The following is a 22,961-nucleotide window of genomic DNA, read 5'->3' as shown; positions in this document are numbered from 1 at the left end:
GAGAACTTACTGACTATAGAGGTGCATATAGAACTCCCGAATAAACGGGGGTTTTATTTTTTTGCTATTAAACTGTCATGAATATCAAGATAGTTAATTGTTTGATTTTTTGGGTAAGTAAGTATAGGAGGATTATGTATTTTATTACCCTATATTCCCATTGCAATAAAATGGTAAATCATTAGAAAAATAAGGAATAGGATGATACATTTAACTTGCGAGGTATTAACAGCGCTGTTAGTTCTTCACCTAGAGTACTTTTCCTCCGGTCGTGAGCGGCATCGCCACTCATACCTTACTGTCTAAAGGAAACTCGTAGAGGTCATCAATATAACATCCAATAGCTTCGGCAATAGTTTTCGCTGTCCAAATCATCATGACTTTACGATTGTTGGCGTAATCAGAGATTTGGGTTTTGCTTATGCTGGTCTTTTCACTAAGCCATTGTTGGTTTTTGTTGATCTCTTTAAGCCTTTGTGACAGTAGGCATCGACCAGGTTTGTACCCCATGATCATGCCTCGCTTAACTATTTTGTTGTTGAATAAGAACGTTTGTTCGCTTAATATAGATATAACACGAGCGATTACTTACGAACGGAGCTGGACGCTATGTCAGACGAAGAAATAATAAGGTTCATACTTCAGACAAGCAAAGGCCAACTCATTGAACTACTCCAAGTTTCAACAGCAGATAATGAGTTAGAACAAGCAATCCTAAGAGTTGTAAACTTAATGGATTAATTTAGTCTGAGCCGGTCTTACCCGGGGAGATCGGTTTAATTATTTTTATTTTGTAATGTTCTAATCATATCCTCGATTAATCTTCTCTCATGTTCCGGCAGAGCTAATATTTGCTCCGCTAATTTCATCTTTTCCTCAATTATCAATTCTTCTTTTGTTTTCTCTCCGTACTTTCTTTGGCTTTCGTTCTCATCGAATCCAGTAAGGTAGTCTACAGATACCTCATATAAGTCTGCTAACAATTTTAATGTATCGATATCTGGCTCAGTTCCACCATTTTCATATCTACTTAATGTCTTGTTGTTTATTTTTGTTCTTCGGAAAACTTCAATCTGGCTTAGACCCTTTTTATCTCGGGCAGCCCTAAGACGATCTCCCAATACACTCATGGTTTCCCTCCTCTTGAGAAATATTATCACATTACTCATTTTTTAAGAAATCTAATCTCAAAAAATAAGAATTATATATTGACATCTCATAAAATGAGAATTATATTATAAATATAAAATCTCACAAATTGAGAAAAGAGGTGATATGAAATGAAGATTAATGAGAAAATCAAGGAGTACATTAATTCAAACGGTTTAATTATGAAAGTAGTTGCTAAACGTTCTGGTATTGGTCTTCAACGTTTTTATCGTATCGTAAACGGGAATTCTTCCATGACTGTTGAGGATTACGAAAAAATTTGCAGAGATGGATTGGAAGTAGACCCCTCGATTTTTTTTAAGAAAAATATCTCAAAAATTGAGAAGTTAAAAACAGCTTAAATAATCCAGATAAATTATACCTTCCGTTCAATTAATTGTATATAAGGAGGCCCACCATGAAAGCGACAATGACGATCGGCCCGATGGCAGAACAAATCAAGAAGACCATCCTTAAAGACTTCGGAAATAACAAGAAAGCTGATTATGTGAAGCTGATGACCAAGCTGCCGAAAGTGGTGAACCAATGAAGATCACGGAAAAGCCCGGCCCTAACTTCAAAGAAGCAATTATTCAAGCTCTTCGTAAATTTGGACAAGCCAAGTCAGACAAAGAAACCAAAACAGGAGGTAAGAAAAGTGGCTAAAAACCTGAGAGATATCGAAAATCCAATGTTGGCTCCAGTTGTTCCTTTAAATTCCTTACCGGTTCGCTTCTGCACATGCGGCTGCCGGGACCAGATCAACATTTACCATGACGAATACATCGTAATCGACGGGGATTTCTTCAGCACGGATCGGTGCGTATCAAACTTCTTCATTAAAGAGGCGGGAGGTCATCGATATGACGGCGGCGCCATCATCAGCTAATCAGTTAACAGAGTTCAGAGTTCAAACGGAATGCGGTCGGCTCTTTGGATGGTCTGCAATAGATGAAGAGAGCCTGAGACGAGAGATGAAGGAAAAGGGCTACCAGATCATAGAGGTGCAACCCATGAAGGAATGGGAGTTGAATAAATCAGCGTGAAGGTCAAGACGTTCAAAAGCTTGGAAGATGTACTAGCCTACTACGGCTGGGGAGGTGAAAACAAAAAGGAGGATAAGAACGATGACAACCACAAGGACATTCCTAGAGCTGGCGAAGATTGCGAAAACACGAGGGACACTGGACAACAAGCTTTATCGGATTTATAAGTACAACGCTTATCTGGCTCATAAACGATTACAGGCCGCTGCAGCAACAGCGACCCGGGAAATGCATTTTCAAAATGAAATTACTTCGATTATATCACAAAGGAAGGTTGGACGGTATGGAAATTAAATATCGGTACGTACCTCAGCATAAAGATGGGCATTTTGTAGACCTTCACTCTCAACCAGTAGAGGGTTTCATGGATGCGGTTTGGTTTTCTCGGATTGATGATTTGGAAGTGTGGCTTCTTGGAAGATACGGCCCAGACGATCCCCACAATTTTAGAACGGTTCCAGTCAAGGTCACCTATGAATTGGAGAGTGAAGCTCATGTGCAGTAAAAGCGAAACCATTAATAAGATCGCGGCGGCGCTGGTGGCCTTCAATGGAGAGGTAAAATCCATCTCTCACGACTCCACGAACCCACATTTTAAATCACAATATACATCTCTGGACCATATGATTGATGAAACCAAGCCCATTCTTCATAAGCACGGCCTAACGGTGATGCAGTTCCCGGGTGGGGACGGGGAGAAAATTACGGTTCGTACCATGATTCTCCACGACTCAGGAGAATGGATTGAGACTGAGCCCCTGACGCTTAAACCGGTCAAACTCGACCCGCAGGGCGCCGGATCTGCAATCACATATGCACGACGTTACAGTTACGCTGCGGCCTTGTCCCTATCTCTTGGAGACGATGACGACGGCAATGCAGCAAGCGCAGGTCCGGCACAGACATCCAGACCAGCTGCACCACCAAGCGCACCGCGGACAAGCCAACCGCCAGCAGGTAACAACCTGATAACTGAGGCCCAAATCAAATATTGCCACAAACTGAAGAACGACAAGCACATACTCGAAGATGACTTCCGTCGAATGATTGAGGAAATCAGTGGTCAAGAGAGCTTGAAAGAACTGGGCAAAAGCCAAGCGCATGAATTCATCAATCTTCTTACCAACTATGTAGGAGCGTGATTGTATGGCACTCCAAAAGAAAAATAAGTCAGTAGCCCCATGGCGGAAAAATATCCTGGACCATCACAACCGGAAACCAAGTAAGGCAATGCGCAAAGTGTTAAATAAATCAAGCAAAGAGAAGACCCGGGCCATCGTGCAGCAGAGAGACGGAAACCACTGTCTGCTGTGCGGAGAGCCCGGCCCGGGCCTTCACCTTCACCGTGTTGTATACGGCGGTATGGGAGGCGGTGGAGGCGTCTATGAGCCTGATAACTGTGTGCTCCTCTGCTATAACCATCATGCCATGGTACACAGCAATAAACGGATATGGCAGCCCATTTTACTGGACAAGATCGCAAAGGCGAATAAAAGAACCGGAGGCATAGCTTGAACGCCAATCCACCGGTTATTAAAAAAATATTTGGTTTTGATGTCCCAAAAACAAAAATTCTTGTCCCTATATTTACTGAAATCGCTCAAAGAAGTGTACGGAATCGATTCGGGCGGTGTTTAAAGGGACAAATCACAAAAAAAATTACTGAAAGTGTACGGAATCAAATTTGATGACGGCATATCAGGTAAATAAACCAAATGGAGGGCTGCCCAATGGGAGCATTAAAACCAATTAGTAGAATCGACAAACGGATGGATGACCTTTTTATCACGATCGACAAATCAAATCGGATATGTTTAAACGCGAATCTTCAAAAGGAACTGGCATTGAAAGGAGGCAACGACGAACTTTATCTGTTTTACGATGAGGCGGAACGAAGACTAGGGATTTCGAAGTCATGCCCTGACAAAAGCGTCGTACCTTTCACGTTTGATACTCGCGGTTACTGCTCGCAGGCTAAAAGCTTCCTGACCTGGTGCGGAATAGCCACAAGCAGATGGTCTTTATAGATTAGGAGGGATACAAAGATGCGTGAAATTAAATTCAGAGCGTGGGATAAGAAATTCAATATTATGTTGGATCCGGAGGCGTTCAACCGGAATGACATATGGATTAGTGGTGAAGGCAGTATCTACGAAATCGAGGAATGGTGTACTTTCGGTGGCGGTGGGAAAGTGGAAATAGATTGTTCTGAACAGTATGTCCTCATGCAGTCTACAGGCCACATAGACCGTAACGGAAAGGATATCTATGAAGGGGATATAGTCCAAATTCAAGGACATCCATTCGAAGGGCCGATGCAGATAAACGGAAATTACGAAGTCGGATACAACGATCGAATGGAGCTATGTTGTGGCAGCTTGCTTTTACATCGAGAGAGGCATTATGCCGAGGTCATAGGTAACAAATTCGAAAATCCATCTCTACTGGAGGTAACCAATGAATAAAGAAACCAACATTTTAGATGACATGGACCGGATATTCACCAAGATCGGAGAAATGCAAGGCGATTGGGACGGACAATGCTCCTGCACTGAATGCTATTGGAACATGTATCACCCAATCCGAAACGAAGATAGGAATGAATGCGTGTCAGAAAGCCTCAGTGATACCAAGATGGCTCCAAATAGCAAAGAGTGCCCATCGTATTGGTCTTATGAAGAAGCCTGTGGAGAGCCAAAGGAGGGCCGCTAAGATGTCAGATAATCGGGACTGGCAAGCAGATATGACACGGGAAGAGATAAAGGTCGGTGACATCATTCCAATGCAAGAAGAGAACGGGCGCTATGACTGGACTGTTCGCTGCAAGGAGTGGCACGAAGAATCTGAACAACATATTTACTTGATGACAAGACCGGGGTTTGAAGGATGGTATACTCGTGAATTTCTATTAGCAGTAATGGATAAGGAGGCTGAAGCATGAAAAAGAGATGTGAAGACTGCGGAGTAAAAGAAGCACTTCCTAACGATGATCTATGTCAAGAATGTCGGGAAGACATGAACGAATTTTCCGATCGAGTGAAAGTAGTATATAAAATACCTTGGAAAAAGTATGATCCAAAGAATCCACCGGAAATAGGAAGATCATATCTTGTCTCAGATGGGCATGCTGTCGATGTTGCCTCTTTTGAACGCTATTGGGATGAGGAACCTCCTAGATGGTTTCCGCCTGATAGAAGTGGAATTGATGAGTTTTCAGTGTTTTATTTCGCGACTATTAACCTCCCAGGGGAGGATGAAGTATGAACAATGAAAAGCAGGAATGGTTGAAATCACTTAAAGTAGGCGATGAAGTATCGTATTCAACGAGATGGCGCGGGGATGTTATTACGAAAATCAAAAAGATTACACCAAAAGGATGGATCAAAACTGAGGACGGTAGAACCTTCATAAACGGATATAGCAAACTCGACAATTGGGAGGGAATTTTTCTTTATCCAGTTACAGAGGAATTAAAAGCTAAATTATACTATATAGCACTTTTCAATAAAGTGAGCAAAACCAATTGGAATGAAGTCGAACTAGATAAAATCGAACAAATAGCCGGGATCCTGGGATACATCAAGGAGGCTGAAGCATGAGCGAAATCAGAGAAGTAAGCGACCGAATCAGGACTGAACATAAATCATTCTGGATCAATGACGATCTGTATACCAAATACTTCCCTAAAATCATCGTCAATGGCAAAGAGGCATTCATAACTGATAAATCCACCCCAACAGGCTTTATAGAATGCGATACAAGGGATGATGCCAGGCAGTTGGCACGAGAATATAGGGACAGGGCGAAAGCGCGTCTAAAGAGCCGTGAGGAGGCTGAAGCATGATTAACTGGATCGGCAACATGGCAATCACAGTCATCCAAGCATCAGCCGTTACGATCGGTATCGCATTATTCGTTTACGCATTCATCATTTTATTAGTACTTTAGGGGGCAGCCCATGAATAGAGAGCAGATCAGAAAAGATATCGCCGCATGGAAAGAAAACCAGACGTATTGGGAAGGCGAACTTGAAGAGTCGAGGAAATACGGAAATGTAGGACAGCGTGAAACTGCTGAAGAGATGATTAGGTTCTCACAACAACGGATTGACGAGCTCGAAAGGAGTTTGGTTAGGCGCCTCGCCTAATCCGGAACGTACTCCAGGAGCTCGCCAGGCTGACAGTTGAAGAAGGTGCAAAGGGTGTTGAGCGTAGCATACTCAATACCTTTACCTTCACCATCATATAGTTTTGTGAGCGCAGCCCGAGAAATTCCCGTTTTCTCAGACAACTGCCGGATGCTTTTAATTTTATTTTGACCCATTAATATATGCAACTTTGGTTGTATCATATCAAAATTTCAATTCCTCACTGTTTTTTCTTCACTATAAATTATGACAAAAAAAGAATAAACAAATGATATCAAAATTGCAATGAAGTAGTAGCAATTTAGTAACTAACATGTTACAATCTAATTACCAAATTGATACGAGGTGGTTACCAATGACTCCTAACAAAATTAAAACATTTCCACTCCGGATGGATCAGTACTTTCACGAAGAGATTCAAAAAGCACTTGAAAAATCAGTAATCAAAACTAAACACGATTATATTGTTAAAGCCATTGTTGAAAAGATCGAAAGAGACAGCCACAAGGCGGTGTAAGCCATGGCAGAAAAAAGAATGATTAGTAAGAGCATCAGCATATCGGAGAAGGTAAACACATTGCCTAATATTTTTGACATGCTGCTGTTCACGTGGATCATCCCACACACTGACGATTTCGGTAGGTTGACTGGGTCACCGGCAAAAGTTAAAGCTCTTGTCGTTCCGATGCTGGATAAAACCATTAAGGACGTTGAACGAGCAATACAATCTCTGCATGATGCTGGCTTGTTAATCTGGTACGAGGTTGGTTCTGATAAGTACATCCAAATCGTTAATTTCGATAATCACCAGCAAGGATTGCACAAAAGAACTAAGTCCAAATTCCCGGAACCACCTTCAAACCATAATGATATTCCTGGACTTTCCCGGAACTTCCCGGAATTTCCTCCTGAACAGAACAGAACAGAAGAGAATAGAACTGAAGAGAAGGGAACAGAAGGTGGTGTGTCTGATTCTGATAAAGTCATGACACTCGTTAATAAATACAACCTCATCTGCAAAGGTATTTTCCAACTCGAAGAGCTTTGTTCTTATCTCGGTGAGTTTGATTTTGAGGTAGTGGAATCAGCCATTAAGCAATCAGAGGGTAAGAACGTTGCTTATGCAATGTCCATCCTTGATCGGTTGAGAAGAGAAGGTAAGACAAAGAAAGAGTCTCTTGTAAAACTTGAGGTTGTTTCTAAAAAGGACAAGCTGAAGGAAAAAGAGATTAGTTACCAGCAGCATTTGATGAATCTGCAAAAGGAGAATGAGAATCGGAATGAATTCACAAACGGAGAAGCCGTTAACCTTTAATCAGTCAATCGAGGCCGAGAGAGGTATTATTGCGTCGATCCTGGTCAATTCAAAGGCGATGGACGAAATCGCCGCGTCTCTCTCTGATGATGATTTTATAACTGATTCATACCGGCACATTTGGTCAGCTGCAAAAAAACTCTATGATGCAAACGAACCGATTGACGTTATCACTATTTCAAACAGACTTCAGCAGGATAAAGTTTTGGAGGAAATGGGTGGCCTTTCATTTCTCACTTCGCTTGCAAATAGCGAGTATACAGCATCATACGCGCCACATTACGCCAAACTGATAAAGAGGGAGTCTGTTAAGCGCAAAGGAATGACTTTATCAGAGGACATCCGGCGCCTGACCTTGGAAGATGACTTTGAAACCATAGAAGAGTATATGCAACTCCTGGACTCGTTATATACCTACATGCGGCCGGATACGAGCGGAAAGATGAAAAGTTTTTCCGAGACCCAGGAAGATTACTTTGAATTTTTGTCGAGCACGACTGAAAACATCCAAACCGGATTCAGGAATTTTGATGAATGGTCCGGAGGTATCGGCAGGGGGTGGCTTTATATCCTTGCTGGCCGTCCGAGTATCGGTAAAACTGCAAAAGCTATGCAAATGGCGGCGAGTATATCCAAGCAGAATGTAGGTGATGTGTTGGTTTGGTCTCAAGAGATGACCTTCAACCAGCTAAAAAACCGGATCTTATCGACGGAGAGCGGAGTTAACTTCTCGAGAATCCGAAAGAAAACCCTTGACCCCTTTGAGGTAGATCGCTTGAAGGAAGCGCATGCCAAATTCAACAGCAACGCTTTCTATGTGGAGGATTCGGCCGGCGTAACGATTGATCATATCGTGGCTACTGCAAGACAGATCAAACGCAAGAAAGGGCAGATAGGGGCAATCCTGGTTGACTACTTAACGCGGATGAACATTAAGCAAAACAAAGGTGAAACCTGGAGCCGAGCAGTAGGCGAGGTGGCCAAGCGTTTCAAATGGCTAGCCCAGGAGATTCAATGCCCGATTATTATTCTGGCGCAGCTGAACCGGGAAGGCGCGGAAGGAGCCCCACAGCTCCAACATCTCCGGGACTCAGGAGAAATCGAACAAGAGGCAGACATCATTGAATTTCTTTGGCAGGATCCGGACGACCAAAGCCGGGATGGGGTCGTTGTTCAATCAACAATAGCCAAGGGCCGGGATACAGGAATACAGAGCTTTCGCTATCTGTTCAAAGGCTGGATTCAAAAATACGAGGACTACAACGGTTAGGAGTGACGTTATGGATCGATGGACTGTTTACGAATACCTGAAGCAGCACAGATACATGAACGAGTGCATTCCGAATGCCAAAATGTTGTACAACCTGTTTCCGGATGCCGGAATGCACGAAATTCAGGAGGGAATTGAAGAGTATAAAGCAGCTAGATGGATACAGAAGGATTTGAAAATCAGTTGAATGGAGGAGGCCGCATGATTATCAGACACGAGCCCGTCGAATATCAGCTGCTAGTGCAGGGGCGCGTTGTTGCCAAGGGCGATATGGATGCAATATCTGAGAAGGCAGCGAAATGGGCAAAGATTATTGTTGATGTTAGAACAGAGCCGGTCACAAAGGAGGGGCAACATGAGAGCAAACAAGTACGGCGCAAAAAGAACCGAAGTTGACGGCATTCAATTCGACAGCAAGATGGAGTCCGAGTATTACCGGCAGCTGATGCTCTTGCAACGTGCCGGGGCGATTACGGACCTGGAGCTGCAGCCGCGGTTCACATTGCTAGATTCATTCAAGAAGAATGGCAAGAACATTCAAGGCATCGTTTACCGTGCAGACTTCCAGTACAAGGAGGCGGGACAGACGGTGGTCATAGACGTGAAAGGGGTGAGAACAAAAGACTTCAACATCAAGAAGAAGTTGTTTGACTCTAGGTATCCGGATCTTGAGCTTAAGTTGGTCACCAAAGAAAACGGAAGGTGGGTATCGGCATGAGATACGGCCTCTATATTAACCATGGGCGAGATTATACGTTTGTGGACGAACGTGGGGCTATTACAGGCATCTTAATGACCTGGGACGACCGAATAGCCGGACGGGTACAAAAAGCCTACTATGGGCCTCCTAGCAAGTCTGAGAGGGAGGTGGGGAAAAAGATATTGGTTCCAAATTCATATTTGAAGATATCCTGAAGCAAGAAAAATGTACCAAAATCAAAGAAAATGTGGTAAAATTATAAGTAAATAAGAGTAATTCGGAGGAAATCGATAATTAGTTACACAAGGTGGTCGTAAATGAAAAATTCTTACGAAATAATAGGGAATGAAGCGATTATCACTGTGAAAGTTCCAAGAACTAGGATAGTTCTAAGGACCAAAATTGATCTATGCGATCTCGAAAAAGCGAAATCACTCGAAGGAACGTGGACTTGCACTTATTCAAGGAGAACAGAATCTTACTACATTGTTGGATGGGCGAAAGGATATGGCGGTAGGGAAAAAGGAATGACCGTAAACTTATCGCGTTATCTGTTTGATGAAATACCAGAGGGAATGGTAGTGGACCATTATAATCACGACACCTTAGATAATAGGCGCTCGGTTAATTTAAGAATCGTCACTCAACAAGTGAACAGAAACAATAGAAAACCAAAAAATCTAAAAATTCGGAAAACGGGGGATAAGAGACATGTCAATCCAGGAGCTTGAGCAAAAAGTCGAGGAATTGCGGTATAGCATCCATTCGGAATATCAACGTGGAGCCATGCGGGACGAAGATAAGATTGCAGACCTACAGCAACAACTGGATGATCTGACGCAGCAATTGGATGTGGAACAACGGCTTGCACAGCATGAGGAACGGGTAGAAGAAAACCAAACGCAAATTGCATATATCCTGGACAATCTGACGGTCGAAGACGTAAGCATGCGCGAGCTTTGCAATAATGAGGCAGCATATCAGTTGCTTCGCACTGTTGTTCAGCAAACGATGATGGATCGGGAAGAAAAGTTGCTCAGCGAGATCAAGAGTACGAAAGACCAACTGGACGCGGCCAAGACTGAAAGGGATAATACCCAGAAACAGTATGATGAAATGTACGAAGTGAGCGCCCAACAGGTGAAAGAGATTGCTAACCTGAAGGCAGAACTTGAAGATACGGAGCGCAAGCGTGATGCGGCAGCTGCTGAATTGGATGAAGCCAAGGCAGAGATTGCACGCCTGAACAGTCAGGTGGATGACCTCCGGAAGGAAATTGCTGTTGGTGCGGTAAATGCGGTCCAAGTTGTGGACGTGAAAGACGCTCTGGACAATTACAAGAAGCAAAAGCAGCTTGATGAGGCGTCTAAGCCGGCAATTTATGATGTTCAGCAAACAGATTTGAAAGGATCAACATTCACGGCTAAGCTTGCGGAAACGAACGAACAAATTACCTTCGGGTGGATCGAGAGAAACAAGTATAAGGAGGTAACTGCCCAAGAGGCAGAGGTGTTTCGCGCCGAGTACCTTGCAAGACAAGCCGAGAAAGAAACGGAACGTAATCAGGACGATTTGGCACTGGGCAGTGGGGCAGTTGTAATTCCAACTGATTCGCAGTTTCAAAAAGAAAGCGAAAGCCAGCTCGACGGAGTGGATCAAGGGGACACTGACGGAGCGCTGGAAACAGAAGCAGCTGGAAGCGTTGCGGAACGCCTTCAAGCGCTCGAGCAACGGGTAACATTACTTGAACAACAGGCACTTACGAAAGGAGAGGCGGCGTAAGCCGTCTTTTCTCTAGGGAGGACAATATGCTTGTTCACATACACAAACTTAAAAAGGTAAAGGTGTACAATGCACCAATGTACATGCGAGGGGCGCCGCCAAGCTTTATCGAATCACAAATTGAAGCAATCAAAAATGGCTTGGATTACTCGGAGGAAATAGATAATAACGATCCGGTCGGCTCTTTGATCGAGACCCAAGAAACGGACGTTCAGTACACTATGGGAGCGAAGGTTTATGTGCATAGCCTGGGGCGAGTATCGGATATAAAGTTTTTGATATTTGGTAAAGAAAAAGACCTCATATGCGTTGTTGATGAGGGAGAGGTTGTTGAAACGGAAAAAGCAGCGGTGACAATGAAATGGGCAATAGATAGACTCGAGATCATGTTAAAAATGGCAAGAGAACAGGAAAAGGCAAATGAGCAGTATTATTCCTTTCTGATGGACTTGCGGAAAGACGAAGAACGACAGAGCGACAAGGGATTTTGGAAAAGGCTTTTCATGGGGTGATGAACATGGAAAAGAAAGACCGGGTCAAGTTAAAGTCAGGCGCAGTCGGGACGGTCGCATCCATAACGAAAGATTGGGTATATGTTGTATTAGATGGTGGTAGATCGGCGTTCCCGTACAAAAAGGAATGGCTGACGAAGGTAGAGGAGGGAGAACATGAACCAGGACAAAGTCGTGGAGATGCTGAAGAATTACCGGAGCTATAAGTTCGCAATCAGCAACGGTATTGCTGGCTATGATCCATACGACAATACAGGGATGCCCAGAGCCGGAGGATACGGGAGCAGAGAGCCGCGTTTGGGTGGAGGAAATACATTACAAAGCGAAATGGATTACCGCCATTACACGCAAATTGTGCGCGTTATAGACGCCGCGGTAAATGAACTTCTGGATGATAATCAACGGACGGTTATCCAGCGAAAGTATATGGACCGGAACCGGCAGACATTGGAACAAATCGCAGAGTACGTCGACAAGGACGCACGGACAATCCGGAGATGGCACAAATCAGCCCTGAAGGAACTGAGCATAGCATTCGCACTAATCGATGTGCCGGAAATACTAAATCTGGACGATGTGGTTCTAAGAACCGCGTAAATGTCCGTAAAATGTCCTATATGTTGTATGGAAAATGTCCGGTACGATTCTGTAAACTGATAACATAGGAACAAGTGATGAATACGTGATGGCTACACGCGCGGTCCGTGTTCACATTGATTTCTACATCCATCTACCGGGCGTCGCGTCCTGCGGCGCCGAATAACACAATAATTAAAGTGACGGATACCAAATAGGAGAGGAGAACACTTCCTAATTGCGTAATTAGCAGCCGTCACTTTTTTTAGGTGTTTATGATGGAGATTCCAACATGGTAAAATATCCCTAAAGGGGGGTGGACATGCTGGATCATAAAGAGTGGATATATAAATTAGGACAATTTCAAGAACTTGTCAGATATGCTTATATGGACGCTGAAAATTCATATAAGGTAATCGATAAACATGAAAAATCTCAGAAATATCAACTATCACTGGGATATCTTAATTTGTCTTTTGCGAGTTATTTGGAATTAAAACGAATTTACAACGACTACGAAGATATTCAACACTATGAATACGAACCATTCTTCAAAGCATATGATCATTACATTTTTCAGTTAAAGAAAGTAATTACTGAAAAGGATGAAAATACTTCTTGGCTGTATAGCGCTCATGAAGATTTGAAAGAAAAGTGGATATACGTAAATGAATTTATGAACAATACAATAACAAAATCTTAACTCATCGTCCAAAATGTAAAATGACACATGGAGGGAGGTGAGTAAATGTCGGATGAGAGAGAAGTAGTGGTTGTATTTGATAAAGACCACAGAATAAACATTTCTACGGATGATCCGGAGGAACTACTTGATCTGATTCTATCTAAAGACACAGGGTGGGTACGGCATAATGATGTAGTTTTCAGAAGAGAACCGATTAAATATGCCGGAATCTCTAATAAGAAGTCGAATAAGATCAACCAATCCAATCATGCAAGAAATATAAGATCATCACTGTAGTTAGAAGCACCTTCGGGTGCTTTTTCTTGTTACCCGAAAGGCGGGTAGTACACATGTTTGTTAAAGTCTTTCTATACCTCTTATTTTGGTATGTGGTGGTAAAGGTACTGATGAAATGGATCAATAAAAAGTGAAAGGAGTGATAACCATGGCATTGACGGATAAGCAAATGAACTTCGTAAATGAATACATGAAGGACATGAATGGGACAGCTGCTTATCTGCGTGCTGGGTACAAATGTACCGAGGAGGCCGCAAGACGTGCTGCAAGTCGTTTGTTGACAAATGTAGACGTAATGTCCGAAATCGGACAAAGGACGGACAAAATGCAAGAGGAATCCGGCATGAGCGTTCAATGGGTATTAGATCAGTATAAGGAGATCATTGAAACCAACCTTAAGGCAGATCCAGCCGTGGCGAAAGGTGCACTGGATAGTGTGGCCAAACATTTCGGGATGTTCAAAGATCGGACAGAGATTGACCTGAAGGTAAGCAAGAAGCTCGAGGAGTTCTTCTCATGAAGACGTGCAGAGACATCATCAACCGGCGTAAGGAACTGTGGGACACAACCCACAACATCGAGCGTGACAATGAATTCGTCATGGCCGCGGTCAATTATATCGTTGATCCCCAAAACGCTGCGGTGAGAGAGGAGATCAAACGATACCCGGAATATTTGATCGAGATTTCCTTTGTCATCGTAGATAAGGACAAGAACACGATCCCGTTCTTCCTGAACGAGGTGCAGCAAAGCTTTCTTGCCGACATTAACAAGGCCAAAGACGGATACCGCGAGGGCAGGCGCCTACATCTGAAGTTCCTGGTGCTGAAAGGTCGGCAGCAGGGATTTACGTCATTTATCACGGCCTATCAGCTTTCGAATGCCATTATCAGCAAGAACTTTTCAGGGTTCACGCTGGCCGACAGTGGCGACAACACGAATACGATATTCGAGGACAAGGCCAAGTACATTTACAATCAGCTGCCGGATCCACTGAAGCCCACGGAGAAGTACAACAACCGCCGTGAGTTCCACTTTGAAAACCTAAATAGCCGCTGGCGAGTAAACACAGCCGGCAACAAAGAGGTTGGTCGTTCTAAGACGATCAACTTTTTTCATGGTTCTGAGGCCGCGTTCTGGGACTCTATAGACAGCATCATGACTGGTTTGGGTGAAGCCTTGACCAAGGACAGCATTCAGATCCTAGAAACCACAGCAAACGGCCTGAATGAGTTTAAGGACTTGTGGGACGGTGCTGAGAAAGGCGCCAACAACTGGGAGCCGAAGTTCTATCAATGGTGGCTGACGCCGGAATACATCCTGAAGTTTGAGGACGCCGAGCGTGAGGAACAGTTTAAGCATGATGTGCTGAATCCTCCCACTGAGTTCTTCGAGAAACTGAAGCTGCTGCTGGATCATGAGGGCCTGACCTGGAACCAACTGTATTGGTACTACGGTAAGTACAAGGATCTGAGGGAGAAACTTCCCCAAGAGTATCCATGTACACCAGAAGAATCATTCTTAGCATCAGGCAGACCACGCTTTGATGTGAATGTGCTCATGGAGTACCTGAAACATTGTGTACCTGGAGAGCTTGGAAGGCTGGAGAGCCATGGTGGACGGCCTGTGTTCGTGAAGGATGAGCATGGTAACCTGGAGGTTTGGAAACGGCCGCAACCCGGTAAGGAATACTTTATCGGCGCTGACGTTGCGAAGGGCAAGGCTGATGGTGACTTTTCATGTGCGCCAGTGTATGACGCTGACAAGAACCTAGTAGCCATGTGGCACGGGCATATTGATCCGGATGCCTTCGGTAATCCCATTCTGGTTAACCTGGGCAACTGGTACAACGAAGCCATGATAGCTGTAGAGGAAAACAATCACGGCCTAACGACAATCAACGCCATGAAGAATACGTATTGGAACCTCTATAAGCGCACGAAATACGACAAGGTGACCGATGTCGAGCGTCAAGAACTTGGATGGTGGACGGATGTCCGGACCAAGCCGCTGATGATCGATAACCTAGCAAAGCTCATACGTGAACGTACGCTTGGATGCAAGTCCGAACGAATGATTAAAGAATGCATTAAATACGTAGTCGGTGACAACGGGGACACCAATGCCGCAACTGGCAATGATGACACCGTAATGTCATCGGCTATTATTTTGCTCGTTATGGACGCCTACATCACTGAGCTGGCAGACATAACGGATACATCAACGGAAGTTACTGAGGCCATTGCAGGCAGTTCATATGTCCAATCAGGCGGCAACTGGGTTCACATTAGTGAGATCGAAGACGCCGCGGACGATGACGATGTTTGGTTTAGAAAGGCGGGATGGTAATGCTTTATACACTCTTATGTGTCCTTATCGTCGCCATACTGGCCGCTGGATCGTATTACGCAGCTCATAACATTGCAACCCTTCGGTTGAATCACAAGACTCTCACAGACGAACACAATCGGGCTGTAGAGTACATTCAGCAATTGGAGGATGACATCAAGCAATTGGTGTTTGAACGCGATCAGGGGCAGAGCCAGACGGCAGAGGAGACACAACGAAGTGGATGGGAAAACTTTAGATAGGAGGTGAGCATGTTGGCGAACGATCAAGATAAGCCAATTGATATCATAGACGAGCATCGAAAAGATGACGGTCTCATACCACGGCAATCTGAGGAGAAAGAAGAGCTAGCGCAGCGCGTGCAGCAATTATTCCGTGCGGCATGGGATGCTAAAGAGAACCTTGGATTACCAACGATGTGGCGTAAATGCGACGACTACAAGCAGAGCAGACAGAACCCACAGCAGAGCCATGACCACCCTGGCAGCGTAACCAATATGATTCATTCGATTATCGAGAGTCAGATTGGTGATCTGGTGGACAAACCTTTCAACGTTTCCGCCAAAGGCTGGGAGCCATCGGACGATATGTATGCAGAGCAGACCCAGAACCTTATGGACTTTGTGTTGTATCGCAATAAGTTCCCTACCAAAATGAACGTTGCTGAACATGACCGTTTGGAACTCGGGACCACAATCATCAAAGTGTGGTTCGATGATGATGAACTGGATGGGCGTGGCCTTCCTAAATTTGATCCGGTGAGCCCGGCCAACTTCTTCCCTGATCCTAAAGTAGCTCGTTCCGACCTGCTGCAGGATGGGGAATTTGTCATTCATGCCGTTCCGCGGCCTTTGAGCTGGATTAGGAAGAAGTTCGAGAAGTGGGGTAAATATGTACGCCGTGAGGTAACGGTTCCGTATGATCCTGAGTCCACCTTTGCGGACGCACAGTCAGACGAGGTAAGTCCTGAAACGTCTCAACGTGCTTTGGTGCTGGAATGCTATATGAAGGACGAAGACGGCGAACTGTACTGCGTTCATGTGGCTAATAACATCGTCCTGGAAGACAGCCGAGATAAGGATGTGAAGGTACAACGCCGGAATAAATATCCATTTGTCATGATCCCTTGCTACCTGAAGCGCGGTACAGCATGGGGATATGGTGACGTTGAGCTGCTGATGCCTACGCAGGACCTTATCAATGAGCTTGACGACCAAATTCGGATGAACAGCCGGCTATCAGGCAACCCACAAATCGTTGTGGGGCAAGGAGCCGGTAAAAGGTTCGACTTCCGGAAATGGGACAACAGACCGGGATTACGTATTCCTATGCGCGACCATAACGCTTGGTCGATCGTACCTCCGCAAAATGTTGGCTCAGACGTGATTGTTCGCCGTGAGAAGGCTTTTGCCGAGGCGGATATGGTAAGTGGACGGTCAGACGTTACAAGAGGCGAGAAGCCCGGTCAGGTTACGGCTGCAGCGGCTATTGTGGCATTGCAGCAGGCCGGACAGAAAGGCGTCATTCATAAGGCCAAGATGTTCAAGGATGGTTGGTCTGAGGTGCTGGAGCTTCTTTTTGACGAAGTAATCGAGAACTGGGATGACGAAATGTGGGTAAGGATCGACGGGGAGGAACCGGATTATCAGTTCTTCAACCCAGCCGAGCTTAAAGAACGTCCTATCCTGATTCCAAATGATGTCCCAGGCGAAGAGAGTCTGGTTCCTTTAACTGATTATGAGGAAGATGGGGAAGGCAACACGAATGAAAAGGCCATGACTCGTGATGCACAGTATGATTTCATGCTGAATATTGGTGATGGCTTGCCGACCGACAAAGCGTTTATTTACCAATCGCTGCTTGATCTGTGTAATATCACATATCCTGAGGGCCGAGTCATCAAGTACAACGAGCTGCGGGATTATCTCCGGAATCAAATGGGGCTGCCGCTTAAGAACGATGACGAGCCGGATGCAGCGCAACAAGCACCACCTGGAGCACCACCGGGCGCGCCTCCAATGGATCCTAGCATGATGCCTCAACAACCAATGCCGGAACCACAAGGGGCGCCACAAGTACCGCCTGAGGTGCTGCAAGCTGCGGCAATGCAATTACAGCAGAGTCAACAACAGCCGGCCCCTGTACCGGGAGGTGAGTTAGTTGGCTAACACAAGGTATATGACTTCAAAGGAAGAGCGTTATATGTATCACCTACTGAGCGGTGACCCTGTGATTGGTAGCTTCATACGTAATCAAATGCGGCATGGAGCCTCTGATCCACTGGCTAATTTGCCGGTTTGCCCTAAATGCGAACGACCAAGTCTTTATCACGAAAACGGAGCAATATGCCCGACATGCGGCACCTTTTCAGTAAAGGAGAAAACACACCGCGTCAAGGACCACATCAGACAAGGGTATTACCGATGACTGATAAGAAGAATACCGAAAGGTGGTGAGGACATGGCCGACAAGAAGACCAATGCAAGCACCACAACCCAGAAAGGGTACGGTGAGAACAATCGGACGATTGGGCTGAAAAAGGATTACAAGGTTACCGGAAAGGTTGACAACAAAAAAGCAGGTAAGTAGGGCTGTCCCAGAGCAGGGATGGCCCTTTTCTATACGCACAATTCGGTGCTGACCGGGCGAACAGTGCTCACGGGCATGACATGGGTTCTGATGCCGGGAACCAAACAAGGAGGAATTGGCAATGAATCTGCAAGAATGGCGTGAACAAGGTGATTCGGGCATGACCGCTGAGGACACTCAACCGGACGTACAGGATGCCGCTGTACAAGAGGAAATAGAGCCGGAGATCGTCGACGACTATGAACAAGTTGAAGACACTTCCGACTATGAGGATGACGATATCGATCCTGACGCATCAGAAGACACACCAGACGATTCTGAAGATGAGGGGGATATCAATCTACCCGAAGCGCAAAAGACAGCCTTCCAGAAGGCCCTAGAGCGTGAGAAACGTAAGCTTGCTGAGCGTGAGGAGCAGCTGAAAAAGGAATACGAGGAACAGTTCAATCCATACAAAGCATTCTTTGACCAGCTTGGTGTTGATCCTGCGACAGCACAGCAAGCCATTGAACGTAACAGAATCCAGCAGCAGGCCGCGCAGTTGGCTTATGAACAAGGTTGGGATGAGGATCAGGCGCAAGCTTACCTTCAAGGACAATTGGAACAGCAACGTCAGTCCGATGAACTGCATGACCTGCGAGTAACGGTTCAAATCGGTGAATTGGCAGACAAGCCAGAGTTTACCGGAATCAAGCAAATGAAAGAGCCCATCAAGCAGCTTATTAAGGATTCTGGCGGGCGCCTGACAGCCGAACAAGCGTATTGGGCTATTGGTGGTCCAGAGAGAGCCAAACAGCTGCAAAGGGAAGCTCAACAGCGAGAAATCGCTAAGCGTTCAAAAGCAAAGCGCACTGTCCAAAAGGACGAGACTGGTTCTATTCCGAGCGAAAAGCCATTGCCGCCTGAAATTCAACTGGCCGCAAAAGAAGCCGGTATTTCCGATAAGGAAGCACGGCGACTGATGGATATGCCGAATGACCTGGAATCGTACCGCAAATGGAAACAAAAACAAAGGAGGGCCTAATACATGGCACGATTTATTGAGATGATCGACGGCCGTAACCAGGCGGTAGTCAAATATTTTAACGTTGGTGCGAACCAAACCATCAAAGAAGGGGATGCGCTGCAAATTAATGCGGCAACAGGCAAAGTGGTTGTCGCTGCTTCCGGTTCTACAACACTGATCGGCGTAGCGAACAAGGACATTACGACTGGTGGAACGGTTTCATCCAATGACAATATTGGAGTGACGCTCTTTAAGAACTCTGTCTTTCGGTTCCCTTATGCGGGCACAACCAAGGCCTCCCTGACGGAAGCTGATCTTTACACCACAAAGTTTGATCTTGGAGGCAAAAACTCCATCAACCTGGACGATACAACCGATGGCATGTGCCAAGTTATCGCCTATGACAACACAAACAAAACAGCAGACGTGGTTATTTCCACTGGTCTGGTATTTTAAGGAGGATGATCCGATATGCCGATGAGCACAGGACAGTTTAACAACCTTTATACACGAAAAATTGACGAAGCATTCTTCGAGGGCTGGGACGAAGAGCCGGAACAATGGTCCCGGGTTGCCAATAACAAATCGGGTGACAGCAACAACCACACCACACAAATCATTGCCGGCATCGGTGCATGGCAATCCAAGAAAGAACTTGAGAACGCCAAGGAACAACGCTTTAAGCAAGGTCCATTGATCGTAACGGAGTACGAGCCATTCGGCGTTGAAGTGGTTATGTCGCGTGAGCAAATCGATGACGCCAAGTATGGTGAAGTTGCTGATATGGCTCGTGATGCTGGTCACGGTGGGCGTGAGACGGTCGAACAAAACTTTGGCCGATTCCTCAACGAGCTGTACGATCGGCCGTTTTATGATGGCGTTCCAATCATCTCTGACGTTCACCCTAACTTCGGTGACTCCGGAGGTACACAGGACAACAAGCTTACTGAGGAACTTTCTGATGGTTCTCTTAAGAATGCAATCATCCTTTTCCGTACACAGCGCGACGAAGGCGGAAAGAAAATTTCCTCTACGCCTCGTAAGCTGGTCGTTCCGGCAGCTCTTCAGTTCACAGCAGCAACAATCCTGCAATCTGCACTGGTGGCCGGTACAGTGAACAATGACAAGAACGTACTACCGGATATGGAACTGGTGGTCAACGACTTCTGGGATACAACGGACCGCTGGTTGATCATGGGCCCACGTCACAAGATCAATCACATCTGGCGCGTACAGCCTGAGTTTAAGAAAAAGGCAATCATGGAGGACAACGGGGCTCAGAAATGGCTAGGTTACTTCCGTGAGGCTAACGAAGCTGCCAACTGGCGCCACATCGTAGGTTCAGATCCAGTCTAAGGAGGGATGAACGTTGTCTAAGTTACCTGATCAATCAGCACCCATTCCAAAGTCGGCACCAACTGACTTCGAACGTCTTTTTGTTAAGGGTAAAGAAATCCTTCCCGGTCAGGGCGGGGAATCTTCTCCTAGCAAGAAGATCAAGCATATCAAACCCATCAATGTTAAAGGCGATGTAGACCCGGTATTTGTGGCAAAGAACTTCAATTTGCTGCTTACTGAACTACAGAATGCCGGTCTGATGGAAGATAAATAAACGTAGGGAGGGCTTCGGCTCTCCCTTATTTTTGTACTGTGAGGTAAAACATGAACCATTTTCGTGGAGTAACACCAGAAGAACGCTGGAAAAATGATTTGCTGAGCGAACTTCGACAACTAAACGTGAACTTGAACCAGTTGCTGCAGGGGGCAGAAGAACCTGAGCAATTGGAATTGATCGCTGAAGGACTGCAAAACAAAAGGGGTCGAAGAGGACGTGTCTCAAAGAGTGAATGAATAGTGAGGTGGTAACGTGAATTCAGTACCTTCTATGGTCAGCCAGCAGCTAGGTTTACTCAGATCTGGTGCAACGCCTGAGGATGTGCGAGAAGGCCAATCCTTCGTATCTCCGGGCTCTCTGGCGATCCAGACAGGGACGATGAAAGATAACGGGGATTTGGGCACCATCGTTCCCGGAACGGCTGATATTCCTATTCCAGAGGGATACACAGTAGGCGGAACGGTCGCGGGTGACCCTGACCTTGTAGCGGCCAACATCAAATCAGGCGTTGATATCTTCGGAGTGACAGGGAGTGCCATTCTGGCCGAAGGAAACGCGACAAACGCGGATGTACTTGAAGGCAAGACGTATTCAACTACATTGGGCGCCGGAACAGGGACAATGCCCAATAACGGTAGTCTTGGAACGATTACACCAGGAACCACAAACCAGACCATCCCAGCAGGGTATACATCCGGCGGCACCGTGGCCGGTAGCGACAAGCTTATTGCAAGCAACATCAAAAAGGATGTTCAAATATTTGGAGTGACGGGCAACGTCATTCAAGCAACCGGTTCTGCTACGGCTGACAAACTGCTTGCAGGGCAGACTGCATCGAATGCAGCTGGTTCTATCACGGGAACGATGCCTAACAACGGATCCCTTGGGACCATTACACCCGGCACCACGAATCAATCTATTCCGGCTGGATATACAACCGGTGGAACCGTGGCTGGCAGCGGTAACCTTCAGGCAGGTAACATTCGTCTTGGCGTTCAAATCTTCAATGTCACAGGTACGCTGGATCCGGGAACGCAAACCGGTGGTACGGCCAAACCTGATCAAGTCATTGCCGGCGAAACCTTCACCAATGATAACGGTGTTCAAACAGGTAATATGCCTGATAATGGCGCGGTAACAATTACGCCTGGAGCAACAATCAAGCCGATTCCTAAAGGGTATCACGATGGAAACGGGTCAGTTCAGGCGGTTACGTTTGACGCTTCCAAGGTTCTTACTGGAACAACGATTGCCGGGACGGCAGGGATGATGCCGAATAACGGGGCGTTGGGAACGATAACACCAGGCACTGCAAGTAAGAATATTGCAGCAGGATACACATCCGGAGGTATGGTAGCCGGTGATGCAAATCTTGTGGCAGCCAATATCAAGAGTGGAGTTTCCATATTTGGAGTCACTGGTACTTTGACTGGTGGAAATATAAAAAGCGTCCAACGTGGAGTCACGCGGTTTTACGGGGCTGGCATAATATCAATTGATGTTCCTGTGTCAGCAATAGATATTGCTAATACTGTCTTGAAAACAGATGTGGTTTCAGATACATCCTCTCCGGCACAAGCTGAGGTGCTTGGGGAAATAATTGATTCTACCACAATACGGTTTTCAATAAACTCTGAGACAACCACATTTGAAACAAGTGCACGGTGGGAATTGATAGAGTTCCAAAACTTGAAAAGTTTACAGAAGGGAACAATAGCAGGCTCAGGAAATAGTACCACAAGCGTGACTATTTCTATCGTTAATACGGCTAAAACGATTACTTTTATGAGTTATAAGTCTACAAACTCGTCAAGTTCAGCAGTTTTAAAGAGGGCTAGTTTCGTTTCGAACAGTAGTCTGACCTTATATACAGTCACTGGAGCGAGTACAATTAACTACTTTGTAGTTGAATTTCCATAAGGA

General features: G+C 45.5%; 40 protein-coding genes. 37 read left to right on the top strand and 3 right to left on the bottom strand.

The window, feature by feature from the left end:
* Nucleotides 1-288 precede the first annotated feature (288 nt).
* Together CJP46_RS35550 and CJP46_RS35545 are read right to left on the bottom strand one after the other, a co-directional pair.
* Nucleotides 289-510, bottom strand: a complete 222-nt coding sequence (locus tag CJP46_RS35550; protein WP_094600306.1) for a helix-turn-helix domain-containing protein — start codon at nt 508-510, stop codon at nt 289-291.
* 266 nt (nt 511-776) lie between these two features.
* A complete protein-coding gene (locus CJP46_RS35545; RefSeq protein ID WP_094600305.1) occupies nt 777-1,130 on the bottom strand; it encodes a helix-turn-helix domain-containing protein in 354 nt (117 codons plus the stop codon).
* 150 nt (nt 1,131-1,280) lie between these two features.
* Here CJP46_RS35545 and CJP46_RS35540 point away from each other — a divergent pair, with 150 nt between their 5' ends.
* From CJP46_RS35540 to CJP46_RS35470, 15 genes are all read left to right on the top strand, one after another.
* The gene (locus tag CJP46_RS35540; RefSeq protein WP_094600304.1) at nt 1,281-1,511 is read left to right on the top strand and encodes a helix-turn-helix domain-containing protein; all 231 of its coding nucleotides are present in this window, start codon (nt 1,281-1,283) and stop codon (nt 1,509-1,511) included.
* 56 nt (nt 1,512-1,567) lie between these two features.
* Complete coding sequence (locus tag CJP46_RS37340; RefSeq protein ID WP_256992671.1) at nt 1,568-1,699, top strand: hypothetical protein; 132 nt, start codon at nt 1,568-1,570, stop codon at nt 1,697-1,699.
* 108 nt (nt 1,700-1,807) lie between these two features.
* Nucleotides 1,808-2,038 carry a hypothetical protein gene (locus tag CJP46_RS35535; RefSeq protein WP_094600303.1) on the top strand — a complete coding sequence of 77 codons (231 nt, stop codon included), beginning with the start codon at nt 1,808-1,810 and terminating at the stop codon, nt 2,036-2,038.
* 238 nt (nt 2,039-2,276) lie between these two features.
* Nucleotides 2,277-2,489, top strand: a complete 213-nt coding sequence (locus CJP46_RS35525; RefSeq protein WP_094600301.1) for a hypothetical protein — start codon at nt 2,277-2,279, stop codon at nt 2,487-2,489.
* Nucleotides 2,479-2,700, top strand: coding sequence for a hypothetical protein (locus tag CJP46_RS35520; protein WP_094600300.1), 222 nt, complete (start codon nt 2,479-2,481; stop codon nt 2,698-2,700). The genes CJP46_RS35525 and CJP46_RS35520 overlap by 11 nt, the downstream gene beginning before the upstream one ends.
* Nucleotides 2,690-3,337, top strand: coding sequence for an ERF family protein (locus CJP46_RS35515; RefSeq protein WP_094600299.1), 648 nt, complete (start codon nt 2,690-2,692; stop codon nt 3,335-3,337). Before CJP46_RS35520 ends, CJP46_RS35515 begins: the two co-directional genes overlap by 11 nt.
* Before the next feature lie 4 nt (nt 3,338-3,341).
* On the top strand, nt 3,342-3,710 hold the full coding sequence (locus tag CJP46_RS35510) for a hypothetical protein (RefSeq protein WP_094600298.1): 369 nt from the start codon (nt 3,342-3,344) through the stop codon (nt 3,708-3,710).
* Between the two features lie 215 nt (nt 3,711-3,925).
* Entirely contained in the window at nt 3,926-4,222 is a 297-nt protein-coding gene (locus CJP46_RS35505) for a hypothetical protein (protein WP_094600297.1), read from the top strand.
* An 18-nt stretch (nt 4,223-4,240) separates the two neighbouring features.
* Nucleotides 4,241-4,660, top strand: a complete 420-nt coding sequence (locus tag CJP46_RS35500) for a YopX family protein (RefSeq protein WP_094600296.1) — start codon at nt 4,241-4,243, stop codon at nt 4,658-4,660.
* A complete protein-coding gene (locus CJP46_RS35495; RefSeq protein ID WP_256992670.1) occupies nt 4,653-4,907 on the top strand; it encodes a hypothetical protein in 255 nt (84 codons plus the stop codon). Before CJP46_RS35500 ends, CJP46_RS35495 begins: the two co-directional genes overlap by 8 nt.
* 1 nt (nt 4,908) lies before the next feature.
* Complete coding sequence (locus CJP46_RS35490; RefSeq protein ID WP_094600295.1) at nt 4,909-5,136, top strand: hypothetical protein; 228 nt, start codon at nt 4,909-4,911, stop codon at nt 5,134-5,136.
* Nucleotides 5,133-5,459 carry a hypothetical protein gene (locus CJP46_RS35485; RefSeq protein WP_094600294.1) on the top strand — a complete coding sequence of 109 codons (327 nt, stop codon included), beginning with the start codon at nt 5,133-5,135 and terminating at the stop codon, nt 5,457-5,459. Before CJP46_RS35490 ends, CJP46_RS35485 begins: the two co-directional genes overlap by 4 nt.
* Nucleotides 5,456-5,794 (top strand): hypothetical protein, encoded by a 339-nt coding sequence (locus CJP46_RS35480; protein WP_094600293.1) that lies wholly within the window; start codon nt 5,456-5,458, stop codon nt 5,792-5,794. Before CJP46_RS35485 ends, CJP46_RS35480 begins: the two co-directional genes overlap by 4 nt.
* A complete protein-coding gene (locus CJP46_RS35475; protein WP_094600292.1) occupies nt 5,791-6,039 on the top strand; it encodes a hypothetical protein in 249 nt (82 codons plus the stop codon). Before CJP46_RS35480 ends, CJP46_RS35475 begins: the two co-directional genes overlap by 4 nt.
* Before the next feature lie 114 nt (nt 6,040-6,153).
* Nucleotides 6,154-6,342 carry a hypothetical protein gene (locus tag CJP46_RS35470; protein WP_094600291.1) on the top strand — a complete coding sequence of 63 codons (189 nt, stop codon included), beginning with the start codon at nt 6,154-6,156 and terminating at the stop codon, nt 6,340-6,342.
* Here the strand turns inward: CJP46_RS35470 and CJP46_RS37695 are convergent.
* The gene (locus CJP46_RS37695) at nt 6,339-6,545 is read right to left on the bottom strand and encodes a helix-turn-helix domain-containing protein (protein WP_094600290.1); all 207 of its coding nucleotides are present in this window, start codon (nt 6,543-6,545) and stop codon (nt 6,339-6,341) included. The two genes, CJP46_RS35470 and CJP46_RS37695, sit on opposite strands and share 4 nt — an antisense overlap.
* Before the next feature lie 152 nt (nt 6,546-6,697).
* Between CJP46_RS37695 and CJP46_RS36805 the strand changes: the two genes are divergently transcribed.
* The 22 genes from CJP46_RS36805 to CJP46_RS35370 all read left to right on the top strand — a co-directional run bounded on the left by CJP46_RS36805 (nt 6,698) and on the right by CJP46_RS35370 (nt 22,958).
* Nucleotides 6,698-6,859 (top strand): hypothetical protein, encoded by a 162-nt coding sequence (locus CJP46_RS36805; RefSeq protein WP_179281463.1) that lies wholly within the window; start codon nt 6,698-6,700, stop codon nt 6,857-6,859.
* 3 nt (nt 6,860-6,862) lie between these two features.
* Nucleotides 6,863-7,657, top strand: coding sequence for a hypothetical protein (locus CJP46_RS36800; protein WP_179281462.1), 795 nt, complete (start codon nt 6,863-6,865; stop codon nt 7,655-7,657).
* Nucleotides 7,623-8,927, top strand: a complete 1,305-nt coding sequence (locus CJP46_RS35455; RefSeq protein ID WP_179281461.1) for a replicative DNA helicase — start codon at nt 7,623-7,625, stop codon at nt 8,925-8,927. Before CJP46_RS36800 ends, CJP46_RS35455 begins: the two co-directional genes overlap by 35 nt.
* Nucleotides 8,928-8,937: 10 nt before the next feature.
* Nucleotides 8,938-9,114 (top strand): hypothetical protein, encoded by a 177-nt coding sequence (locus CJP46_RS36795; RefSeq protein ID WP_179281460.1) that lies wholly within the window; start codon nt 8,938-8,940, stop codon nt 9,112-9,114.
* A 14-nt stretch (nt 9,115-9,128) separates the two neighbouring features.
* Entirely contained in the window at nt 9,129-9,323 is a 195-nt protein-coding gene (locus CJP46_RS36790; RefSeq protein WP_179281455.1) for a hypothetical protein, read from the top strand.
* Nucleotides 9,283-9,645, top strand: a complete 363-nt coding sequence (locus CJP46_RS35450) for a DUF1064 domain-containing protein (RefSeq protein WP_256992669.1) — start codon at nt 9,283-9,285, stop codon at nt 9,643-9,645. Before CJP46_RS36790 ends, CJP46_RS35450 begins: the two co-directional genes overlap by 41 nt.
* Before the next feature lie 299 nt (nt 9,646-9,944).
* Nucleotides 9,945-10,358, top strand: coding sequence for an HNH endonuclease (locus CJP46_RS36925; RefSeq protein WP_094600286.1), 414 nt, complete (start codon nt 9,945-9,947; stop codon nt 10,356-10,358).
* A complete protein-coding gene (locus tag CJP46_RS35435; protein WP_094600285.1) occupies nt 10,339-11,409 on the top strand; it encodes a hypothetical protein in 1,071 nt (356 codons plus the stop codon). The genes CJP46_RS36925 and CJP46_RS35435 overlap by 20 nt, the downstream gene beginning before the upstream one ends.
* A gap of 26 nt (nt 11,410-11,435) precedes the next feature.
* On the top strand, nt 11,436-11,921 hold the full coding sequence (locus tag CJP46_RS35430; RefSeq protein ID WP_094600284.1) for a hypothetical protein: 486 nt from the start codon (nt 11,436-11,438) through the stop codon (nt 11,919-11,921).
* A 156-nt stretch (nt 11,922-12,077) separates the two neighbouring features.
* Nucleotides 12,078-12,518 carry a hypothetical protein gene (locus tag CJP46_RS35425; RefSeq protein WP_094600283.1) on the top strand — a complete coding sequence of 147 codons (441 nt, stop codon included), beginning with the start codon at nt 12,078-12,080 and terminating at the stop codon, nt 12,516-12,518.
* 301 nt (nt 12,519-12,819) lie between these two features.
* A complete protein-coding gene (locus tag CJP46_RS35420; RefSeq protein ID WP_094600282.1) occupies nt 12,820-13,200 on the top strand; it encodes a hypothetical protein in 381 nt (126 codons plus the stop codon).
* A gap of 45 nt (nt 13,201-13,245) precedes the next feature.
* The gene (locus CJP46_RS35415) at nt 13,246-13,479 is read left to right on the top strand and encodes a hypothetical protein (protein ID WP_094600281.1); all 234 of its coding nucleotides are present in this window, start codon (nt 13,246-13,248) and stop codon (nt 13,477-13,479) included.
* A 148-nt stretch (nt 13,480-13,627) separates the two neighbouring features.
* Nucleotides 13,628-13,999, top strand: a complete 372-nt coding sequence (locus CJP46_RS35410; protein ID WP_094600280.1) for a terminase small subunit — start codon at nt 13,628-13,630, stop codon at nt 13,997-13,999.
* Nucleotides 13,996-15,828 (top strand): terminase large subunit, encoded by a 1,833-nt coding sequence (locus CJP46_RS35405; protein WP_094600279.1) that lies wholly within the window; start codon nt 13,996-13,998, stop codon nt 15,826-15,828. Before CJP46_RS35410 ends, CJP46_RS35405 begins: the two co-directional genes overlap by 4 nt.
* 251 nt (nt 15,829-16,079) lie before the next feature.
* Nucleotides 16,080-17,996 carry a portal protein gene (locus CJP46_RS35395; RefSeq protein ID WP_094600277.1) on the top strand — a complete coding sequence of 639 codons (1,917 nt, stop codon included), beginning with the start codon at nt 16,080-16,082 and terminating at the stop codon, nt 17,994-17,996.
* 292 nt (nt 17,997-18,288) lie between these two features.
* Nucleotides 18,289-18,417, top strand: a complete 129-nt coding sequence (locus CJP46_RS37335) for a hypothetical protein (protein ID WP_256992668.1) — start codon at nt 18,289-18,291, stop codon at nt 18,415-18,417.
* 121 nt (nt 18,418-18,538) lie between these two features.
* The gene (locus CJP46_RS35390; RefSeq protein WP_094600276.1) at nt 18,539-19,441 is read left to right on the top strand and encodes a hypothetical protein; all 903 of its coding nucleotides are present in this window, start codon (nt 18,539-18,541) and stop codon (nt 19,439-19,441) included.
* 3 nt (nt 19,442-19,444) lie between these two features.
* Complete coding sequence (locus CJP46_RS35385; RefSeq protein ID WP_094600275.1) at nt 19,445-19,879, top strand: hypothetical protein; 435 nt, start codon at nt 19,445-19,447, stop codon at nt 19,877-19,879.
* 15 nt (nt 19,880-19,894) lie between these two features.
* On the top strand, nt 19,895-20,779 hold the full coding sequence (locus CJP46_RS35380; RefSeq protein WP_094600274.1) for a Mu-like prophage major head subunit gpT family protein: 885 nt from the start codon (nt 19,895-19,897) through the stop codon (nt 20,777-20,779).
* Nucleotides 20,780-20,792: 13 nt separating this feature from the next.
* Nucleotides 20,793-21,035, top strand: a complete 243-nt coding sequence (locus CJP46_RS35375) for a hypothetical protein (protein WP_094600273.1) — start codon at nt 20,793-20,795, stop codon at nt 21,033-21,035.
* 50 nt (nt 21,036-21,085) lie between these two features.
* Nucleotides 21,086-21,274 carry a hypothetical protein gene (locus CJP46_RS36345; protein WP_143813082.1) on the top strand — a complete coding sequence of 63 codons (189 nt, stop codon included), beginning with the start codon at nt 21,086-21,088 and terminating at the stop codon, nt 21,272-21,274.
* Between the two features lie 16 nt (nt 21,275-21,290).
* On the top strand, nt 21,291-22,958 hold the full coding sequence (locus CJP46_RS35370) for a hypothetical protein (RefSeq protein WP_143813081.1): 1,668 nt from the start codon (nt 21,291-21,293) through the stop codon (nt 22,956-22,958).
* The last annotated feature ends 3 nt before the right edge of the window (nt 22,959-22,961 follow it).

Origin of the sequence: Paenibacillus sp. XY044 (assembly GCF_002257645.1) — a bacterium.
GTDB lineage: Bacteria > Bacillota > Bacilli > Paenibacillales > Paenibacillaceae > Paenibacillus_AQ.
Note: the sequence above shows the minus strand (reverse complement) of the source record. Positions and strands in the feature narration are given on the sequence as shown.

Coding starts and splice junctions, on each gene's coding strand:
- CJP46_RS35550 (WP_094600306.1), bottom strand. CDS start 510: ATGGGGTACAAACCTGGTCGATGCCTACTGTCACAAAGGCTTAAAGAG.
- CJP46_RS35545 (WP_094600305.1), bottom strand. CDS start 1,130: ATGAGTGTATTGGGAGATCGTCTTAGGGCTGCCCGAGATAAAAAGGGT.
- CJP46_RS35540 (WP_094600304.1), top strand. CDS start 1,281: ATGAAGATTAATGAGAAAATCAAGGAGTACATTAATTCAAACGGTTTA.
- CJP46_RS37340 (WP_256992671.1), top strand. CDS start 1,568: ATGAAAGCGACAATGACGATCGGCCCGATGGCAGAACAAATCAAGAAG.
- CJP46_RS35525 (WP_094600301.1), top strand. CDS start 2,277: ATGACAACCACAAGGACATTCCTAGAGCTGGCGAAGATTGCGAAAACA.
- CJP46_RS35520 (WP_094600300.1), top strand. CDS start 2,479: ATGGAAATTAAATATCGGTACGTACCTCAGCATAAAGATGGGCATTTT.
- CJP46_RS35515 (WP_094600299.1), top strand. CDS start 2,690: ATGTGCAGTAAAAGCGAAACCATTAATAAGATCGCGGCGGCGCTGGTG.
- CJP46_RS35510 (WP_094600298.1), top strand. CDS start 3,342: ATGGCACTCCAAAAGAAAAATAAGTCAGTAGCCCCATGGCGGAAAAAT.
- CJP46_RS35505 (WP_094600297.1), top strand. CDS start 3,926: ATGGGAGCATTAAAACCAATTAGTAGAATCGACAAACGGATGGATGAC.
- CJP46_RS35500 (WP_094600296.1), top strand. CDS start 4,241: ATGCGTGAAATTAAATTCAGAGCGTGGGATAAGAAATTCAATATTATG.
- CJP46_RS35495 (WP_256992670.1), top strand. CDS start 4,653: ATGAATAAAGAAACCAACATTTTAGATGACATGGACCGGATATTCACC.
- CJP46_RS35490 (WP_094600295.1), top strand. CDS start 4,909: ATGTCAGATAATCGGGACTGGCAAGCAGATATGACACGGGAAGAGATA.
- CJP46_RS35485 (WP_094600294.1), top strand. CDS start 5,133: ATGAAAAAGAGATGTGAAGACTGCGGAGTAAAAGAAGCACTTCCTAAC.
- CJP46_RS35480 (WP_094600293.1), top strand. CDS start 5,456: ATGAACAATGAAAAGCAGGAATGGTTGAAATCACTTAAAGTAGGCGAT.
- CJP46_RS35475 (WP_094600292.1), top strand. CDS start 5,791: ATGAGCGAAATCAGAGAAGTAAGCGACCGAATCAGGACTGAACATAAA.
- CJP46_RS35470 (WP_094600291.1), top strand. CDS start 6,154: ATGAATAGAGAGCAGATCAGAAAAGATATCGCCGCATGGAAAGAAAAC.
- CJP46_RS37695 (WP_094600290.1), bottom strand. CDS start 6,545: ATGATACAACCAAAGTTGCATATATTAATGGGTCAAAATAAAATTAAA.
- CJP46_RS36805 (WP_179281463.1), top strand. CDS start 6,698: ATGACTCCTAACAAAATTAAAACATTTCCACTCCGGATGGATCAGTAC.
- CJP46_RS36800 (WP_179281462.1), top strand. CDS start 6,863: ATGGCAGAAAAAAGAATGATTAGTAAGAGCATCAGCATATCGGAGAAG.
- CJP46_RS35455 (WP_179281461.1), top strand. CDS start 7,623: ATGAATTCACAAACGGAGAAGCCGTTAACCTTTAATCAGTCAATCGAG.
- CJP46_RS36795 (WP_179281460.1), top strand. CDS start 8,938: ATGGATCGATGGACTGTTTACGAATACCTGAAGCAGCACAGATACATG.
- CJP46_RS36790 (WP_179281455.1), top strand. CDS start 9,129: ATGATTATCAGACACGAGCCCGTCGAATATCAGCTGCTAGTGCAGGGG.
- CJP46_RS35450 (WP_256992669.1), top strand. CDS start 9,283: ATGAGAGCAAACAAGTACGGCGCAAAAAGAACCGAAGTTGACGGCATT.
- CJP46_RS36925 (WP_094600286.1), top strand. CDS start 9,945: ATGAAAAATTCTTACGAAATAATAGGGAATGAAGCGATTATCACTGTG.
- CJP46_RS35435 (WP_094600285.1), top strand. CDS start 10,339: ATGTCAATCCAGGAGCTTGAGCAAAAAGTCGAGGAATTGCGGTATAGC.
- CJP46_RS35430 (WP_094600284.1), top strand. CDS start 11,436: ATGCTTGTTCACATACACAAACTTAAAAAGGTAAAGGTGTACAATGCA.
- CJP46_RS35425 (WP_094600283.1), top strand. CDS start 12,078: ATGAACCAGGACAAAGTCGTGGAGATGCTGAAGAATTACCGGAGCTAT.
- CJP46_RS35420 (WP_094600282.1), top strand. CDS start 12,820: ATGCTGGATCATAAAGAGTGGATATATAAATTAGGACAATTTCAAGAA.
- CJP46_RS35415 (WP_094600281.1), top strand. CDS start 13,246: ATGTCGGATGAGAGAGAAGTAGTGGTTGTATTTGATAAAGACCACAGA.
- CJP46_RS35410 (WP_094600280.1), top strand. CDS start 13,628: ATGGCATTGACGGATAAGCAAATGAACTTCGTAAATGAATACATGAAG.
- CJP46_RS35405 (WP_094600279.1), top strand. CDS start 13,996: ATGAAGACGTGCAGAGACATCATCAACCGGCGTAAGGAACTGTGGGAC.
- CJP46_RS35395 (WP_094600277.1), top strand. CDS start 16,080: ATGTTGGCGAACGATCAAGATAAGCCAATTGATATCATAGACGAGCAT.
- CJP46_RS37335 (WP_256992668.1), top strand. CDS start 18,289: ATGGCCGACAAGAAGACCAATGCAAGCACCACAACCCAGAAAGGGTAC.
- CJP46_RS35390 (WP_094600276.1), top strand. CDS start 18,539: ATGAATCTGCAAGAATGGCGTGAACAAGGTGATTCGGGCATGACCGCT.
- CJP46_RS35385 (WP_094600275.1), top strand. CDS start 19,445: ATGGCACGATTTATTGAGATGATCGACGGCCGTAACCAGGCGGTAGTC.
- CJP46_RS35380 (WP_094600274.1), top strand. CDS start 19,895: ATGCCGATGAGCACAGGACAGTTTAACAACCTTTATACACGAAAAATT.
- CJP46_RS36345 (WP_143813082.1), top strand. CDS start 21,086: ATGAACCATTTTCGTGGAGTAACACCAGAAGAACGCTGGAAAAATGAT.